Origin of the sequence: Arthrobacter sp. B6, from assembly GCF_001663775.1 — a bacterium.
GTDB lineage: Bacteria > Actinomycetota > Actinomycetes > Actinomycetales > Micrococcaceae > Arthrobacter.
The window spans coordinates 677152-693399 of record NZ_KV467168.1 but is presented as its reverse complement, the minus strand read 5'-3'; the positions used below and the strand labels follow the sequence as shown (position 1 = coordinate 693399).

General features: G+C 68.9%; 10 protein-coding genes and 1 pseudogene. 7 read left to right on the top strand and 4 right to left on the bottom strand.

The window, feature by feature from the left end:
• Window positions 1-74: 74 nt before the first annotated feature.
• Window positions 75-1535: pseudogene (cydD, locus tag AU175_RS22735) on the top strand (thiol reductant ABC exporter subunit CydD); the annotation flags it as partial.
• Window positions 1536-1823: 288 nt separating this feature from the next.
• Window positions 1824-3491 (top strand): thiol reductant ABC exporter subunit CydC, encoded by a 1668-nt coding sequence (gene cydC / locus AU175_RS22730; protein ID WP_442855304.1) that lies wholly within the window; start codon window positions 1824-1826, stop codon window positions 3489-3491.
• 3 nt (window positions 3492-3494) lie between these two features.
• Here cydC and AU175_RS02925 read toward each other — a convergent pair whose 3' ends face one another.
• A complete protein-coding gene (locus AU175_RS02925) occupies window positions 3495-5012 on the bottom strand; it encodes an FAD-dependent monooxygenase (RefSeq protein ID WP_066285695.1) in 1518 nt (505 codons plus the stop codon).
• Window positions 5013-5197: 185 nt separating this feature from the next.
• Between AU175_RS02925 and AU175_RS02920 the strand changes: the two genes are divergently transcribed.
• Window positions 5198-6196 (top strand): GNAT family N-acetyltransferase, encoded by a 999-nt coding sequence (locus AU175_RS02920; RefSeq protein WP_066285693.1) that lies wholly within the window; start codon window positions 5198-5200, stop codon window positions 6194-6196.
• Window positions 6197-6202: 6 nt separating this feature from the next.
• Here the strand turns inward: AU175_RS02920 and AU175_RS02915 are convergent, their stop codons facing one another.
• Both AU175_RS02915 and AU175_RS02910 read right to left on the bottom strand, forming a co-directional pair.
• A complete protein-coding gene (locus AU175_RS02915; protein ID WP_066285691.1) occupies window positions 6203-6721 on the bottom strand; it encodes a DinB family protein in 519 nt (172 codons plus the stop codon).
• A gap of 9 nt (window positions 6722-6730) precedes the next feature.
• Window positions 6731-9238 (bottom strand): DNA gyrase/topoisomerase IV subunit A, encoded by a 2508-nt coding sequence (locus AU175_RS02910; RefSeq protein WP_066285689.1) that lies wholly within the window; start codon window positions 9236-9238, stop codon window positions 6731-6733.
• A gap of 90 nt (window positions 9239-9328) precedes the next feature.
• Between AU175_RS02910 and AU175_RS02905 the strand changes: the two genes are divergently transcribed.
• Genes AU175_RS02905 through AU175_RS02890 form a run of 4 tightly spaced genes read left to right on the top strand, consistent with a single transcriptional unit; the run spans window position 9329 to window position 14743 of the window.
• A complete protein-coding gene (locus tag AU175_RS02905; protein WP_066285688.1) occupies window positions 9329-12010 on the top strand; it encodes a bifunctional acetate--CoA ligase family protein/GNAT family N-acetyltransferase in 2682 nt (893 codons plus the stop codon).
• A gap of 42 nt (window positions 12011-12052) precedes the next feature.
• A complete protein-coding gene (locus AU175_RS02900) occupies window positions 12053-12799 on the top strand; it encodes a DUF5998 family protein (RefSeq protein WP_066285686.1) in 747 nt (248 codons plus the stop codon).
• Window positions 12799-14031 (top strand): alkaline phosphatase family protein, encoded by a 1233-nt coding sequence (locus AU175_RS02895; protein WP_066285684.1) that lies wholly within the window; start codon window positions 12799-12801, stop codon window positions 14029-14031. The genes AU175_RS02900 and AU175_RS02895 overlap by 1 nt, the downstream gene beginning before the upstream one ends.
• On the top strand, window positions 14024-14743 hold the full coding sequence (locus AU175_RS02890) for a thymidine kinase (protein ID WP_066285683.1): 720 nt from the start codon (window positions 14024-14026) through the stop codon (window positions 14741-14743). Before AU175_RS02895 ends, AU175_RS02890 begins: the two co-directional genes overlap by 8 nt.
• On the opposite strand, the gene sepH is transcribed toward AU175_RS02890, so the two are convergent.
• Window positions 14740-16119: a septation protein SepH gene (sepH, locus tag AU175_RS02885; RefSeq protein ID WP_066285681.1), complete on the bottom strand. Its 1380-nt coding sequence runs from the start codon at window positions 16117-16119 to the stop codon at window positions 14740-14742. The genes AU175_RS02890 and sepH overlap by 4 nt on opposite strands.
• Window positions 16120-16248 lie beyond the last annotated feature (129 nt).

Below are 16248 nucleotides of genomic sequence, written 5' to 3'. Positions count from 1 at the left end.
CCGGTCCCGTCACCCGCTCGGCAATCTACTGGCTGGGGTTCCTGGCGGCACTGAAGGCGCTGTCCCTCCTCCTGATGGGGCAGGCAGTCGCCTCCATGCTCGCCGGCCTCACATCAGCGGACCCCGCGTCGGCGGATGGCCTTGGCTGGGGACTGGCCGGCGCCGTCCTGCGGTCCGTGACCGTCTGGGCCCAGGGCGTGGCTGCCCGCCGCGCCGCCCTGGGCATCAAGGAGGAGCTGCGCTCCCGACTGCTCGCACGGGCACTGCGGAACGGCGCCCGCGCCACCGGCCCCGCCGACGGCGGCCTGGCAGTCCTGGCCACCCGCGGCCTGGATGCGCTGGACAACTACTACACCCAGTTCCTGCCCGCACTGGTGAACTGCGCGGCCATCCCGCTGCTGCTCGGCGCACGGATCCTGTTCGCCGACTGGGTCAGTGCCGTGGTCATCGTCCTGACCGTGCCGCTGGTGCCGCTCTTTATGGTCCTGATCGGCCGGTATACGGAGGACAACGTCAGGGCCGCGCAGGCCAGCCTGTCGCGTCTCTCCGCCCACATGCTGGAGTTGGCAAAAGGCCTTCCCGTGCTCGTGGGCCTGGGGCGCGCCACAGCCCAGCGCAAGGCTCTCGAGGAGATCTCGGAGGAGTACCGGTCCCGGACCATGGGGACACTGCGCACCGCGTTCCTGTCCGCGCTGGCCCTCGAGCTTATCGCCACCATTTCCGTGGCAGTTGTGGCCGTCTTCATCGGCGTGCGCCTGGTTCACGGCGACATGCCGCTGGAGGCCGGGCTCCTGGCCCTGATCCTGGCGCCCGACTGCTACCTTCCCCTCCGCGAGCTGGGTACCGCGCACCACGCCAGCGACGACGGCCGCGCAGCGCTCGCCGAAGCGACGGCGGTCACCGAGGCTCCCGAGCCAACGCCGCTGCCGGCAGGAAAGGCGGAGGCCCGGCGTGCGGAGGACGACGGCGGCGTCCCGGCCGACGCGGCAGCCGGCTGGGGAGTGGGAGTCACCGGCCTCACGGTGACCTATGCGGGCAGGTCGGCAGCCGCCGTCGGGCCCCTGACCTTCACCGCCCCGCCGGGACGGATCACCGCCTTGGACGGCCCCAGCGGCACAGGAAAAAGCACCGTCCTGGGCGTGCTGGCCGGAACGATCGGCGACGGCGCGGGCACGGCTGTCACGGGCCGGCTCTCCGGTTTGGACCGCGACAGTGTGGCGTGGGTGCCCCAGCACCCGGTCATGGTGCAGCCAACGGTCCTCGACGAAGTTGTGCTGTACCTCGCCGGCGGAACAGCCGCGGCGGAATCCGATGAAGCGGCCCGCGAGTGCCTCGCCGCCGCTGCCGCCGGCCACCTCGCCCACAAGCACCCGGCCGAACTGAGCCCGGGGGAGCTGCGCCGCGTGGCGCTGGCCCGAGGCCTGGCACGCATCAGGTCCGGCGCCACGGTGCTCCTGCTCGATGAACCCACAGCGCACCTGGACGGCGCCTCGGCGGCCCAGGTGGAGGCCGCCATCCTGGCTCTGCGTGGCCGGACCACGGTGATCCTCGTGGCCCACGACGCACGGACGCGTGCCTTGGCGGACCATCTGGTTCCTGTGTCGGCCCGGGGACTTACGGAGCCGTCGACCCTGGCCTCCGGCACACCGGCGGCCCCCGTGACGGCAACGGACCACGGGGCAGAACGCGCGGCGGCGGACCACGGGGCGGCGGACCACGGGGCGGAGGACAGCGGTCCGGACGCGGCTCCAGCTGCCCCGGTGGTGGCCGGGGGACCCGCCGCCAGCGGCAACGCCGATGTCGGGAAGGGTCCGGCAACAGGCATGCTCCTCGCCCGTCTTCTCGCGCCCGTGGGTGGGCAGTTTGCCGGCGCGGCGTTGGTGGGAACGCTGGCGGCACTGTTCGCCGTCGCCCTGGCCGGGCTCTCCGGCTGGCTCATCATCCGGGCGAGCGGGCAGCCGCCCATCCTGTACCTGCTTACCGCCATCGTCGGCGTACGGTTCTTCGGCATCGGGCGCGCCGTCCTCCGCTACTGGGAACGACTCCTGGTGCACGATGCCGTGTTCGCCACGCTCACCCGGCTCCGCGGCCGGCTGTGGGAGTCACTCAGCCGCCGGGCGCTGTCCCTTCGGCGGCTGCTGCAGGGCGGCAACGTCCTCGGCTCGGTGATCAACGACGTCGACACCGTCCGGGATATGCTGCCGCGCGTGGTCCTGCCGCCCGTGACCGCCGCGGCGGTGGCCGCCTCGACGCTCACCGCGACAGGGCTGCTGGTGCCCGCCGCGCTTCCCGCCGTGGCAGCGGCCGCCGCGGCCAGCCTGCTCCTGGCCCCTGCGGCGGCCCTGTGGGCGGACCGGCATTCGGCGACGGCCGAGCAGGGCCTGCGTGACGGCGTGCTCCGGCGCACCGCGGCCGCACTGGACGCCCGGGCCGAACTCCATGCCAATGGGGTAGCCTCCAGGGTGCTCTCGGACCTTGCTGTTGACGACCGCGCGGCCACCCGGGCGTCCCAGCGGTCCGCCTGGGCCGAAGGCCTGGGGCAGGCAGTCACCACCGCCGCCTGCGGCGTGGCTGCCTTGGCCAGTGCCGTGATGGCGGCGCCGCAGGTGCTGGACGGATCGCTGGCGCCCGCCACGGCGGCTGTGATTGTGCTGCTGCAGCTGGCCCTGGTGGAACCCTACGCAGCAGTCACGACGGCGGTCCGCCAGTTCCCGGCATTCCGGACCGTAATGCGGCGGATCGGCCGGTCCGGCGCGCTCGACGGCGCACCATCTGCTGCCAGTGCCCACGACGGCGTCGCACGCCCCGCCGCCCGCGAGGGTGGAGTCCCCGGGCTGGAGCTCGAGGGGGTGGCGGCGGTCTGGCCCGGCGGGGATCCCGTGTTCACCGGGGTAGGCGCAGTTGCCGGCCCGGGCCGCTGGCTGGCCGTCACCGGGCCGTCCGGAGCAGGCAAGTCCACCTTGCTTTCCGTGCTGCTTGGCTTCCTGCCGCCGGCCACCGGCCGGCTATGGGTGACCGGCCGGGCGGCGTGGTGCCCGCAGGAGGCTCACCTGTTCGACTCCACCCTCCGTGGGAACCTCCTGCTCGGGCGCCCGACGGCGGAAGCTCCGGAAGGAGCCGACGGCGAGATGTCGGCCGCCCTTGCCGCCGTGGGCCTGAGCGGGCTCGTTGCCCGCTTGCCGGCCGGGCTTGATACCCGGATTGGCCCGGGAGGGTCGTTCCTCAGCGGCGGCGAACGGCAGCGGCTGGCTGTTGCCCGGACGCTGATGACCGGAGCCGAGGTCATCCTTCTGGATGAGCCAACGGCCCATTTGGATGCCGAGGCGGGACGCGCCATGCTGGCCGACCTGCGGTCCGGCCTCGCTGACCGCACGGTCGTCCTGGTGACCCATAACCTGGCCGATGTCCACCCGATGGACGACCTGCTGGACCTTGCCCGGCCAGAAGTTCCGGGTGCGGTGCAACGCCCGCGCCTGGTGCCGGCGTCGTAATTCCTACGCCGCGGCCGGCGCTCCACACCAGGTGGCCAGCGCGTCATCAAGGCCTTGCCGGGTTGGGCCTCCCACCCAGGCCACGTAGCCATCTGGCCGGATCAGCACGGCAGTGGGTGCGGTCACCGGCCCGAGCGCCGGAAGCTCCCAGACTCCACCGTACTGGGCGTCGACCAGCAGGACCCGGTCCGGCCGCGGAACGGTGTCAAACCCGCCAGGCTCACCAAGGTTGAGCAGTACCGGCCGGGCATGGTGCAGGAAAGAGAAGACCCGCAGCGGGCCGCCGGCGGTGGCCAGGTCGAGGTCGGGCATGCGGCGGCCGAGCAGCGGGTGCCCCTCGCCGAGGTTGTAGTGGATGTCCAGGCCCGACATCATCGCGGCGAAACGCTTCCGCGGCTCGTCCATGCCCAGCAGCTCGGCCACGGTGTCGCGCAGCGCCTCGATGCGGTCGTCAACGCGCATCAGCGCCACCTGCGCCATCGTGTTGCGCAGCACGCGGGCAGCGACCGGATGGCGCTCGGCGTGATAGCTGTCCAGGAGGCTCTCCGGCGACGTCCCGTTGACCACCTGGGCCAGCTTCCAGCCCAGGTTCACCGCATCCTGCACGCCGGTGTTGAGGCCCTGCCCGCCGACCGGGGAATGCACGTGCGCCGCGTCTCCGGCCAGCAGGACCCTTCCCTTCCGGTACGCAGCGGCCTGCCGGGTCGTATCCGTAAACCTGGAGATCCAGGTGGGACTGTGGATTCCGTAGTCGGTGCCGTAGACAGCGATGAGGCCCTCACGAAGATCGTGCAGGGTGGGCTCGCCCGTGCGGACGTGAGGCTCGGTCAGCACAACCCCGAGCGTCCCCCCGGGCTTGTAGATGACCTCGCCGTCTTTGATCTCATATTCGACCTTGCCGAGGGCGTGCGTGCCGGCGGGAGTGCGGCGGATGCCCAGTTCGGGTTCCTCGGTCATCTCTACTTCGGCGCGCAGGGAGCTCGTCGTCGGATCCCAGCCGGGGAAATCGATTCCCGCTGCTTTACGGACCAGGCTGCGGCCGCCGTCGCATCCGGCCAGATACTGCGCCCGCAGCGACTGGCCGTCCGACAGCATAACGTCGACGCCGGCGCCGTCCTGCACAAATCCGGTCACCTCGCGTCCCCGGTAGAACGTCACCGGCAACTCACCGACCCAGCCGGCCAGGATGCGCTCGATGTGGTTCTGCCACAGCCCGAGGCCGTAGTTGTGCCGGGTGGGAAAGTCACTGAGGTCCAGGCGGACCGACGCGAAGCCCGCGACCTGGGCCACCTGCCCCTCGGCGAGGAACCGGTCGGCGATGCCACGCTGGTCGAAGACCTCGATCGTGCGTGCGTGCAGGCCGCCCGCGCGGGAACCGGGGAGGTCCTGGCTGACGCGCCGCTCGACAACGGCAACGTCAACCCCCGCCAGCGCCAGTTCGGCGGCCAGCATCAGCCCGGTCGGGCCTCCTCCGGCGATCACCACTTCATGCTCCGCGTGCGTTGACAAATTCTCAGTCATGGGCTGCTCCCGATTCCCTGCATCTTGGCGTCCGGCGATTATGCGCCCGGAACAGGGGCTTGCCGCAAGCCCCCATGAAGGGCATACATTGGAAATGGAAGGACTGCGTGGCAAACGTCAGCCCCTCTGCGCATCAGCTGGGCGCGCTTCCTTCAGGCACATAACACCTGCATTAGCCTGTTGCCATGGACCAGGACCTCAACGTGGACTTTCCGGGGCTTCGGTGGCGGGCCGCCACAGTATCCGACGTACCGGCCTGGGCGGCGCTGATTGCCCGGACAGCAGCGGTGGAGAACCCCGTCTGGTATGAGCGGGCGGCGGACCTCCGGCAGCAGGTGGAATCCCGGAAAAATCCGCCCGCCACCAACACGGTGCTCGGGCTGGACGACGACGGCGTCACCCGGGCCTCTGCGCGGATCTCCAGGAATCCGGGAGCAGGGACAGCCCATGGTTTCGGCTGCGTGGATCCCGGCTGGCAGCGCCGCGGGGTGGGTGGGGCGCTGCTGGGCTGGCTGGAGGAACGTGCGCGGCAGCGATTCGCGGAGAGTCCGGCGGCCACAGGAACCGCCGGCGGCACAGCGCCGCGGCTCCGGATCCATCTGGAAGAGCAGCACAGCCACCAGGCCAGGCTGTTGGAATCAGCCGGTTACACAATAGTCCGCTACTTCAATGAGATGCACCGGCCGCTGGACCAGCCGCTGCCGGGGAACGTCCTCGCCGGCGGCCTGGAGCTGGCCGGCATAGGGCCGGACCTCCACGAGGCCGTCCGCGTGGCGCACAACGAGTCTTTTCGCGACCACTGGGGCAGCGAGCCACGCGACGAGGAGTCATGGACTTTCACGGTGAACCATCCGCAGGCACGCCCTGATCTCAGCGCCGTGGTCCTGGACAGCGCCACCAGGGAAGTGGCCGGTTACCAGCTGGCCAGCCACGACCCCGATATCGCCGTCCAGCGTGGCATCCGCGAGGGGTACACCGAACTGCTCGGCGTGCGCCGAGAGTACCGCGGCAGGGGGATCGCGCAGGCCCTCCTCGCCGATGCCCTCCGTCGTTTCACGGCCGCCGGCATGGACGTGGCCTCACTGGACGTCGACTCGGAAAACCCCACCGGCGCGCTGGCCCTCTACACCAAGATGGGCTACCGGGCGGTCAACACCAGCATGGCGTGGGACAAGGAGCTCTGAGCCCGCTCAGCCGTCCACGTCGTGGAGGTGATGGACGGCGTCGTGCAGGAAGTACTGCGCCAGGGTCAGCACCGTGAACTCCGAGCCGTTGCTGCGCAGGCCCTTCCGGCCCCAGTCGGCCTGCTTGACACCGGCGAAGGACTCCGCGACCTGCTGGCCTTCCGCCGTCAGTTCGGCACTCACCACGGCGGGGTCGGCCCCGGCGTAATTTTTCTCAACAGCGGTGAGGTCCCCGTCCCAGTTCTCGAACCGGGCGTTGTCATCCTTGAGCATCAGGTTCAACCGCTGGTCAAACAGGCTGAACACGTCCCGGACGTGGCAGGCGTATTCGAGGGGCGACCACGTGTCCTCGTCCGGCCGCTCTGCCGCGTCCGGACGGCGGAGCACAGCCCGCCACCGCGGCAGCATGCTCTCCACAGTCCGTCCGACGGTGGCCGGTGTGGCCGTCGAAGCGTCGAAGGAACACTCCGGGCAGGGCCGGGAGAGGACCCAGGTCCAGTCTTTTTCATCAGGAACGATAGGCATGGCAGCAGTCTAAGCCGGATCAGCCCAGGCCATGGCAGGACCCACAACATCCACGGGCTGGGACAGCGGAATGCCGGACCCGTCCCGCCGGCCGTGCTCCTGAGGCAGGGAACGCGCCACGCCCGACGCGGAGGAGGCCTTGGCCGGACCATGTCCTGCCCAGCCGAGGAGCAGCGTGTCTTCGCCCTTAAGGAACCGGTGCGCCCTGACCCCGGCGGTGGCGCGGCCCTTGGCAGGGTACTCGGCGAAAGCCGTCACTTTCGCGGCGCCGGGTGCGGTCCCGGGCAGCGCTCCGTTCGTGCCGGCGATGGTGACCACGACGGCGTCGTCGTCCCCCGGTGCCACCGCGCCGAAAAACAGCACCTGGTCGCCGTCGCCAAGTTTGATGCCGGCCATGCCCCCGGCCGTCCTGCCCTGGGGACGCACGGCCCCGGCTCCGAACCGCAGCAGCTGGGCCTGGCGCGTCAGGAACACGAGGTCGGCCTCTTCGGACGCCGCCGGCGCGACACCGACCACCTCGTCCTTGTCCTTGAGGGCGATGATCTCCCAGTCCTCGCGGTTCAGGGGGTAGTCAGGCTGGACCCGCTTCACCACGCCCTGGGCGGTGCCGATGGCCAGGACCTGGTCCAGCGGCGCGAACGCGACCAGGGATTCGCCCTTGAGCAGGGTGATGAAATCCTTGGCCTGGACGCCGCCGGCGAGGTTCGGCAGGCCGGACATCGGGGGAAGGACAGGCATGTCCATGACCTGCAGTCGCAGCATGCGTCCCTGCGACGTCACGGCTGCGATCTCGCCGCGGGCCGACGTCTTGACGACGGACAAAAAGACGTCATGCTTGGACCGCGGACCGGACTCGGCGAGTGGCTCCTGGTTGGACGTGCGGGCGATCTGCCCGGAAGCCGTGAGGATCGCCCAGCAGGGATCGTCGGCGATCTCCAGAGCCAGCGGCGCGGCCTTGCCTTTGCCGTTGGGTGCAGGGAGGGCAGCGGCCACGGTGGGGGAGACGGCTTCGGACTCGAGCAGAACGGTCCGCCGCGGCGTGCCGTACTTCTCGGCGATTTCCCCCAGCTCGGTGGAGACAAGTTCGCGCAGGCGCTCTTCGGAGCCGAGGATGGCTTCCAGTTCCGCAATCTCGCGGCGCAGCTCATCCTGCTCCTTTTCCAGTTCGATCCGCGAGAACTTTGTCAGCTGGCGCAGGCGCAGTTCCAGGATGTAGTTGGCCTGGATCTCGGTGAGGTCGTAAATGGACATCAGCCGTACCCGGGCGGCCGCGGCCTCGTCGGAGGAGCGGATGATCTGGATGACCTCGTCGATGTCCACGATGGCCACCAGCAGGCCCTCCACCAGGTGCAGGCGGTCCTTCTTCTTGCCGAGCCGGAACACCGTGCGGCGGCGCACCACGTCGATGCGGTGCCCCACATATACCGAGAGCAGCGCCACCAGCCCCAGGGTCTGCGGCTGGCCGTCCACCAGGGTCACGTTGTTGATGCCGAAGGAATCTTCCATCGGCGAGTAGCGGTACAGCTGCTGGAGCACGGCGTTGGGGTTGAATCCGTTCTTCAGCTCGATGACCAGTCTCAGCCCGTGCTTGCGGTCCGTCAGGTCAACGATGTCGCTGATGCCGGTCAGCTTCTTGCCGTTGACGGCGTCCTTGATCTTTTCGATCACCTTTTCCGGCCCCACCATGTACGGCAGTTCGGTGACCACCAGGCCGGTGCGGCGGGCCGACAGCTGTTCGATCTCCACCTTGGCGCGGGTCTTGAACGAGCCGCGCCCGGTGGCGTAGGCGTCGCGGATGCCGTCCAGGCCCACGATCCGGCCGCCCGTAGGCAGGTCCGGGCCGGGCACAAAGCGCATCAGGTCATCCAGCGTGGCGTCCGGGTGGGCGATCAGGTGCCGCGCCGCGGAGATCACCTCCACGAGGTTGTGCGGGGCCATGTTGGTGGCCATGCCCACGGCGATGCCGGTTGCGCCGTTAACCAGCAGGTTGGGGAATGCCGCCGGGAGCACGTCCGGCTGGGTCAGCTGGTTGTCATAGTTGGGGACGAAATCCACCACGTCTTCGTCGAGGTGGTCCGTCAGCGTCAGCGCCGCCGCTGCGAGCCGGGCCTCCGTGTACCGCGGGGCCGCCGGGCCGTCGTCGAGCGAGCCGAAGTTGCCGTGCCCGTCAATGAGGGGCAGGCGCAGCGAAAAGTCCTGGGCCATGCGCACCATGGCATCATAGATTGCGGTATCGCCGTGGGGGTGCAGCTTGCCCATCACCTCGCCCACCACGCGGGCGCTCTTGACGTGGCCGCGGTCCGGCCGGAGTCCCATGTCGCTCATCATGTACAGGATCCGCCGCTGCACCGGTTTCAGGCCGTCGCGGGCGTCAGGCAGGGCCCGGGAATAGATCACCGAATAGGCGTACTCCAGGAAAGAGCCTTCCATCTCGGACGTGACGTCGATATCCACGATGTGCTCGGTGTAATCGGAGCTGGAATCCACTGCTGGGGCTGGACTTTGGCGGCGGGCCATGGGGCTGGTAAATCCTTCTGGGGTACTGGTTCTTTGCACTGATTGGCTGCACTGGGGTGTGCTGCGGGAGTTTTTGGCTAGGCTAAGCCTATGGTGGATCAGCCCGGGGACGGCGTATATCCGGAATATTGGGAAGCCGATGTCGTCCTGCGGGACGGCGGAACAGCGCATCTGAGGCCCATCCACCCCTCCGATTCCGACGCCGTGCAGGCGTTCCACACGGGCCAGTCCCAGGACTCCATCTACATGCGCTTCTTTGCCTTCAAAGCCCGGCTCTCCAGCAAGGAGCTCAAGCGCTTCACGGAGGTGGACTACCGGGACCGCGTGGCCTTTGTGATCACCATCGGCGGCGAGATCATCGGGATCGGGCGCTACGACAGACTTGACGATCCCACCGAGGCCGAGGTCGCCTTCAACATCGCCGACGCGCACCAGGGCAGGGGCATCGGCTCCATCCTGCTGGAACATCTCGCCGCGGCAGCCCAGGAAAACGGGATCCGCCGGTTCAGCGCCGAAGTGCTCCCGGAAAACCGGAAAATGCTCATGGTGTTCTCCGACGCCGGCTACGACGTCAAACGCCACTTCGACGACGGCGTGGTCAGCCTCGAGTTCAACATAGGTCCCACGGACAAGTCCCGGGCAGTGATGGAATCGCGCGAGCACCGCGCGGAGGCGAGGAGCGTGCGTGACCTGCTGGCGCCGTCGTCCATTGCCGTGATCGGGGCCAGCCGCAAATGGGGGACGGTGGGCTACCAGCTGCTGGAGCACATCATCGAAGGCGGCTTTACCGGGCCCGTATATGCGATTAATCCCGAGGCTCTTGAGCTCGCCGGCATGCTGTCCTTCGGCCGGCTGACCGAGGTCCCCAATCCGGTACAACTCGCGGTCATCGCCGTCCCGTACGAGGAAGTGTCCACCGTGGTGGACGACTGCGCCGCCGCAGGCGTCAAGGGCGCGGTGGTCGCCTCTGCCGGGTTCGGGGACGACGGCGAACGCGGCCTCGCACGCCAGCGGGAGCTGGTCCGGAAGGCGCGGGCCAACGGAATGCGCGTCATCGGGCCTGCCTCACTCGGAATCGTCAACACACACCCGGAAATATCGCTGAACGCCTCCATGGCGCCCACCATGCCGCAGCGGGGCGGGCTGGGCCTGTTCAGCCAGTCGGCGGCGATCGGCGTGGCGCTCTACGCTGCGTCCAGCAGGCGCAGGATGGGGATCTCCACGTTCCTGTCGGCGGGCAACCGGGCGGACGTCTCCGGTAACGACATGATGCAGTTCTGGGAAGACGACGCCGATACCGCCGCGGTGGCGCTCTACCTGGAATCGATCGGGAACCCGCGGAAGTTCTCCCGCCTCGCCCGGCGGCTGGCGCGCACCAAACCGGTGATTGTGGCCAAATCCGAGTCCATGGGCCTGAGGCTTCCGCCCGGGCACGCCGTCCGCACCACGCAGGCGCCCGCCGGCGCACTCGATGCCATGATGCGACAGTCAGGCGTCATCAGGGTCGAGACCATCGAACAGCTCATGGATGTGGCGCAGATCGTGGCGGGACAGCCGCTGCCTGCAGGCCCTGAACTTGCCATCGTCAGCAATTCCCAGGCACTCGGCAAAGTCGTGGCGGACAGTGCCCTGGCCAACGGCCTGGGTGTAAGCCACCTGGTCACTGACGTGGATTTCGACGCCGGCATGTCCCTTGCGCTGCCGGCCCTCCGGCGCAGCCTCCAGGACACGCTGGCATCCGAGCACGTGCACGCCGTCGTGGCGGCGCTGCTTCCGGCGCGGGGCCTGACCGTCGACAACATCGCCGGGGTCCTGGCCGAGTGCGCCGCCGAAGCCGGGAAGCCCGTGGTGGCGGCCTTCACCGGCATTCTGGACCCGTCCATCTACGTCGAAGGGATGGTCGGTGAAGGCCCCGCCGTTCCGTGCTTCTCCAATCCCGGGGCTGCCGTGGCCGCGCTGGCAGCCGTGGTCCGGTACGCCGAATGGGTGGCGCGGGACCAGGGCCACTTTGTGGAGCCCGCCGGATGCGACCCGGACGGGGCGCGCGCCAGCCTGGATGTGCTTCTCGCAGACGTCCACGGCGAGCAGCTCAAAGAGCTCGGCCAGGATGAAGCCGCAATGCTTCTGGCGTACTACGGGATCCACGTCCTGCCATCCCTCGGCTTCGAAACTGCTGACCAGGCCGTCGGCGCGGCGGACTCGCTTGGCTGGCCCGTCGCAGTCAAGACCACAGAACCGGCGCTCCGGCACCGCCTGGACCTGGGCGGCGTGCGCCTGGACATCGAGGACGCCGACTCGCTGCGCCGGAACATCGCGCAGATGCAGCGCTCGCTGGCACCGTACGGTTCGCCCTCAATGGAGGTGCAGTCCATGGCGCCCGTGGGGCAGGCGTGCACCTTCCGTGCCATTGAGGACCCGCTGCTGGGCCCGGTCATCTCGTTCGGCCTGGCCGGCGACGCCGTCAACCTGCTGGACGACTGGGCCCACCGGGTGCCGCCCCTGTCCGCAGCTGACGTGAAGGACTTCATCCGCAGTCCTAAGGCCGCGCGCAAACTCTTCGGCTACCAGGGCCTTCCCGCCGTGGATGTGGCCGCCCTGGAGGAACTCGCCGGCCGGCTCGCCTGGATGAAGGACAACCACCCGGAGATTTCCCTTGTCGAGTTCAACCCGGTGCTGTGCGGAACAGAGGGCGTGGCAATCCTTGCCGCAGACGTCCGAATCGGGAACGCGGCCCAGCGTACGGACAGCGCCCGGCGGGCCATGCTGGGCTAGCCGCAGTTAGCAAGTCCCCGGCTGATCTGTGAAAATGGGGGAATGAGCTCACAGCCTCCCACGTCGACGCCTCAACCGCCCGGCAATGACAACCAGGCCACCCGGCCCCACAGCTCACACAGCCACAGCGCCCAGGGCCAGAGCCTTGACGGGGCCCTCCAGAAGGCAGGCTTCTACCCCCGGCTTGTGGCCGACGTTGTCGACGACGCCCTGGACGGCCGCGACTGCGTCGCCCACCTGGTCCACCTTGAGACGCACTTTGACCGGGCCGAAGTCCGGCGCCACATTACGGTCCTGGTGCTCACCTCCGACATGCTGGTGATCACGCATGTGGACGACCAGCAGCTGGACGAAGCCGGCGAACAGATCGTGGCGCAGATTTCCACCGAATCCGTCCCCGTGGCACAGATCCGTTCGGTGGTCCTCAGCTACATGTACGCCCAGCCGCAGAACTACAAGCCCTCCGATCCCGTGCGCGAGGTCACCCTGGCCATCGCCTGGTCAGGCGGCCAGCGGCTGGACATGGGCCCGGCCAGTTGCGGGGACCCGCAGTGCGAAGCCGACCACGGCTACAGCGGAACCATCGCCCAGGAGGACATTGTCCTGCGGATCAGCGCCGAAGCGGACGGGCTCCAAGCCGTCCAGGACGCCAAACTCTTCGCCCGTGCGCTGCGGGCAGTCAACACCGGATCATCCTCCCCGGTCCTGCACTCGGCACAGCCCATGCAGCCGCGCCCGCGTGCCGGCGTCTTCGGCAACCGCCTCAGCCGCGGACACCAGCAGCGCTGATGCCGGACCACGGAAAAACGGCAGTCCCACCTTCTGCGTCCGAAAGGGCCGCCACGGCCGCGTTGCCGCACGCTCCGGCCTTCGGCCAGCGCTCCATCGCGGACGTGCTCACCAGCGCCGCCGCAAGCCTTGGCGTGGACGGGTTCAGCAACACCCTGGACCTGCCGCCGTCGTCACGTATTTGCGTGGTCCTGGCTGACGGACTCGGCCGGAACCTGTTGAAGCAGAAATCCGCGCACACGCCGTTCCTGCGGTCCGTGATGCACAACGGGCAGGGTTCCGTCCCCGTCTGGCTGGATTCGACGTTCCCGTCCACCACCGCTGCGGCGCTGGCCAGTTTCGGGACGGGCCTGGCTCCTGGCCAGCACGGCCTGGTGGGCTACGACGTCCTGGACCCTGACCAGGACAAAGTTGTGAACATGCTCGGCAACTGGGACGCCGGCGTCGACCCGCTCGCCTGGCAGCCGTTCCCCACGGTTTTCGAACGGGCCGCTGCGTCGGTGGACGTCAGCACCGTCAGCCTGCCGCAGTTCGGCAACTCACCCATGACCCAGGCAGCCCTGCGCGGCGGCCGCTTCATCTCCGGCACCACCTCCCACGCCCGCACTGGTGCTGCTGCCGACGCCATGGCTGCCGCCGGGCCGGCACTGATGTACTTCTACGTCAACGAGCTGGACAAGGCCGGCCACCGGTACGGCTGCCAGTCGGAGCAATGGGAGCACCAGCTTGAGGAGCTGGACGCCACCGTCAAGCGACTTAACGCCGTACTCCCGGCCGGCACCACGGTGCTGCTCACGGCCGACCACGGAATGCTTGACGTCCCGCCGCAGCAGAGGATCGACTATGCGGCGGATCCCGCCCTTATCGCCGGTGTGCGGCACACCGCGGGGGAGCCCAGGATGGTGCACCTCTACCTTGAGGAAGGCGTGGATGCCGGCGGCCGAGAGCGCCTGGCGGATGCCTGGCGGAACCGTTTCGGCGACAGGATCTGGGCGTTCACCCGGGAAGAGGCGGTGGCCGGCGGCCTGTTCGGGGCGTTGCGTCCCGCCGTGGAATCCAGGATCGGCGACGTGATGATCGCGGCCCGCGACGCCTTGGCGCTTTACGACAAACGGCGGGTCCGGCCGGCGGCCATGGACGTGGTAGGCCAGCACGGCTCGCTGACCAAAGCCGAACGCGAAGTCCCGCTGCTGTGCTTCACCGCGGAAGGCAGGAAGGCCGGGCGTGGCTGAACTGGTGTTCTTCTCCGGGACCATGGACTGCGGGAAGTCGACGCTGGCCCTGCAGATGGATTACAACCACCGGGCCCGCGGACGCGGCGGGGTCAGGTTCAGCAGGAACGACCGCGCCGGCGGCTCCCGGATCTCCAGCAGGCTCGGGCTGGAAACCGACGCCGTCGAGGTCACGGACAGTACCGACTTCTGGGACGAGGTGGTCACGCGGCGCACGCGCGGACAGCGGGTGGACTACCTGATCTGTGATGAAGCCCAGTTCTATTCACCCGGCCAGGTGGAGCAACTGGCGCGGCTCGTGGACGAGATCGACGTCGACGTTTTCGCCTTTGGGATCAGCGCGGACTTCCGCACCAGGCTGTTTCCCGGATCCCAGCGGCTCATCGAACTCGCGGACCGGGTCCAGGTGTTGCAGGTCGAGGCGCTGTGCTGGTGCGGCCGGCGGGCAACCCACAATGCCCGCACGGTGGACGGCGTGATGGTGATGGAAGGTGCACAGGTGGTGGTGGGCGATGTGGATATGGCCCTGGACCCCGCGGCAGCCGGGACCGAGGGTCGGCTTCCGGTGGTGGGCTACGAAACGTTGTGCCGCCGGCACTACATGCGGCGCGTGACAGCGCACGGAGCCAACCTGATGGCAGAGCAGGACCAGCTGCTCCCGTTCGAGACGGACGCCTGCCTGTGGCGCGGTTCAGGCGGAACGGCGCGCTAGTCGCCCCTGGTCCCGAACACGATCTCGTCCCAGCTCGGAATGCTGGAACGCTTCGGCTTGGAGGGCTGCCTCTCCGGCACCTCAGCATCCCGGTCAGCACGGGACGGAGCAGTATCGTCCTGCGCACGGCGGTTGCTGCGGCCCCCCAACAGTTCCTCGAGGCCGACGCCGGCACCTGGGTGGCCGGAATCCTGCGACGGCGGGGGAGGAGGAGTGCCCTGGCCGGCCGGCCGGGCCGGGGACGCCACGATGGTGATTTCACGCGTTTCGGTACTGACGCCGTCGTGCAGTTTCAGCACGTCATCGTCGTCGTCCTCCTCCTTGTGCAAAGGAATCAGGCTCAGCCGGGACATCATGGACGGCCTGGCGTCACGCCTCCGGGTCAGGGGATCGGCCTGCGCCGCCGGAGCGTCCGGCTCGGAGCCCGGACCGGGGAGGGCCGGCTCCTGCTGCTGCGGTTCAGGCTGCACCTCGGACGGCCTCGGATGGGCCGCAGGTACGCCGTGCGTGAGGAGCAACGCCAAGGCGTCGTCGGCGTCTTCATCCACACCGAGCCGCTGGCCGCGGCGTGAACGCAGCATGTCCAGCAGGCCGTCGCCATCCTTGCCGGCCTGCGGCACAGCCTGGGGGCCGGTGTGCGGGCCGGTGTGCGGGCCGGTGTGCGGGCCGCCGGAATGGCGCGCGGCCGCCTCAGCGTCCGTCTCAAAGTCAAAGGGCCGGTCCGAGACGGCCGTCAGCCGCCGGGCCGGAACAACGCCGTCGAGGGGTTCCAGCTCGCTGAGCTGCTGCGCCCAGCGGTTGGCATTCTGCAAGGCCTTGCGGGCCGGGCTGAACGTCCACAGGGCCGGTGGTTCCTCACCGATGCCGGCTGTGCCGTCCTTTTTTGCCTCGAAACGGGCAGCAACAGTCCAGCTGCCGTCCGGCCGGCGCCACGAGTCCCATTCAACGGACGACGGTTCAATGCCGTGCGCCCTGAGCCGGTGCGCCACCATGTCGTCCAGGGAGGCCGCGTTGTCGCCAAAAGCGGAACGGTACGCGTCGTGGCCGGGTGAAGGGGAAGCCACCTCAATCTTCCGTGCCTGCTGGGCAACGTACTCACGTTCGGCGAGGACAGGACCCTCATACCGCTCGACCTTTGCCAGGGGCAGCCCTGAAAGCTCCGCCACCTCCGCGGCGGTGGCACCGCTGCGGATCCTCGCCTGGATATCCCGCGGGGACATGGCAACGGGCGGCGCGGCGGACGATGCCTTGGCCGAAGGCCGGCTGGCCGCCCGCAGTGCTTCATCGATCGGCAGCTGGAACATCTCGCCGCCGGCACCGCTCAACAGGAGATGCTCTCCGTCGTCGTGTACGCCTACAAGCCGTAGATCCTGCATACAAATCCTCCACCCTGGCATTACTATCAATCGAAACTCTGCCACCCGGCAGTCCCTTTTTGGGTTAGGAGATAGGGCGCGCCGCGATATTCCGGGGTTTCCGGGTCTTTGCGCGGCAGGGCAACGCGG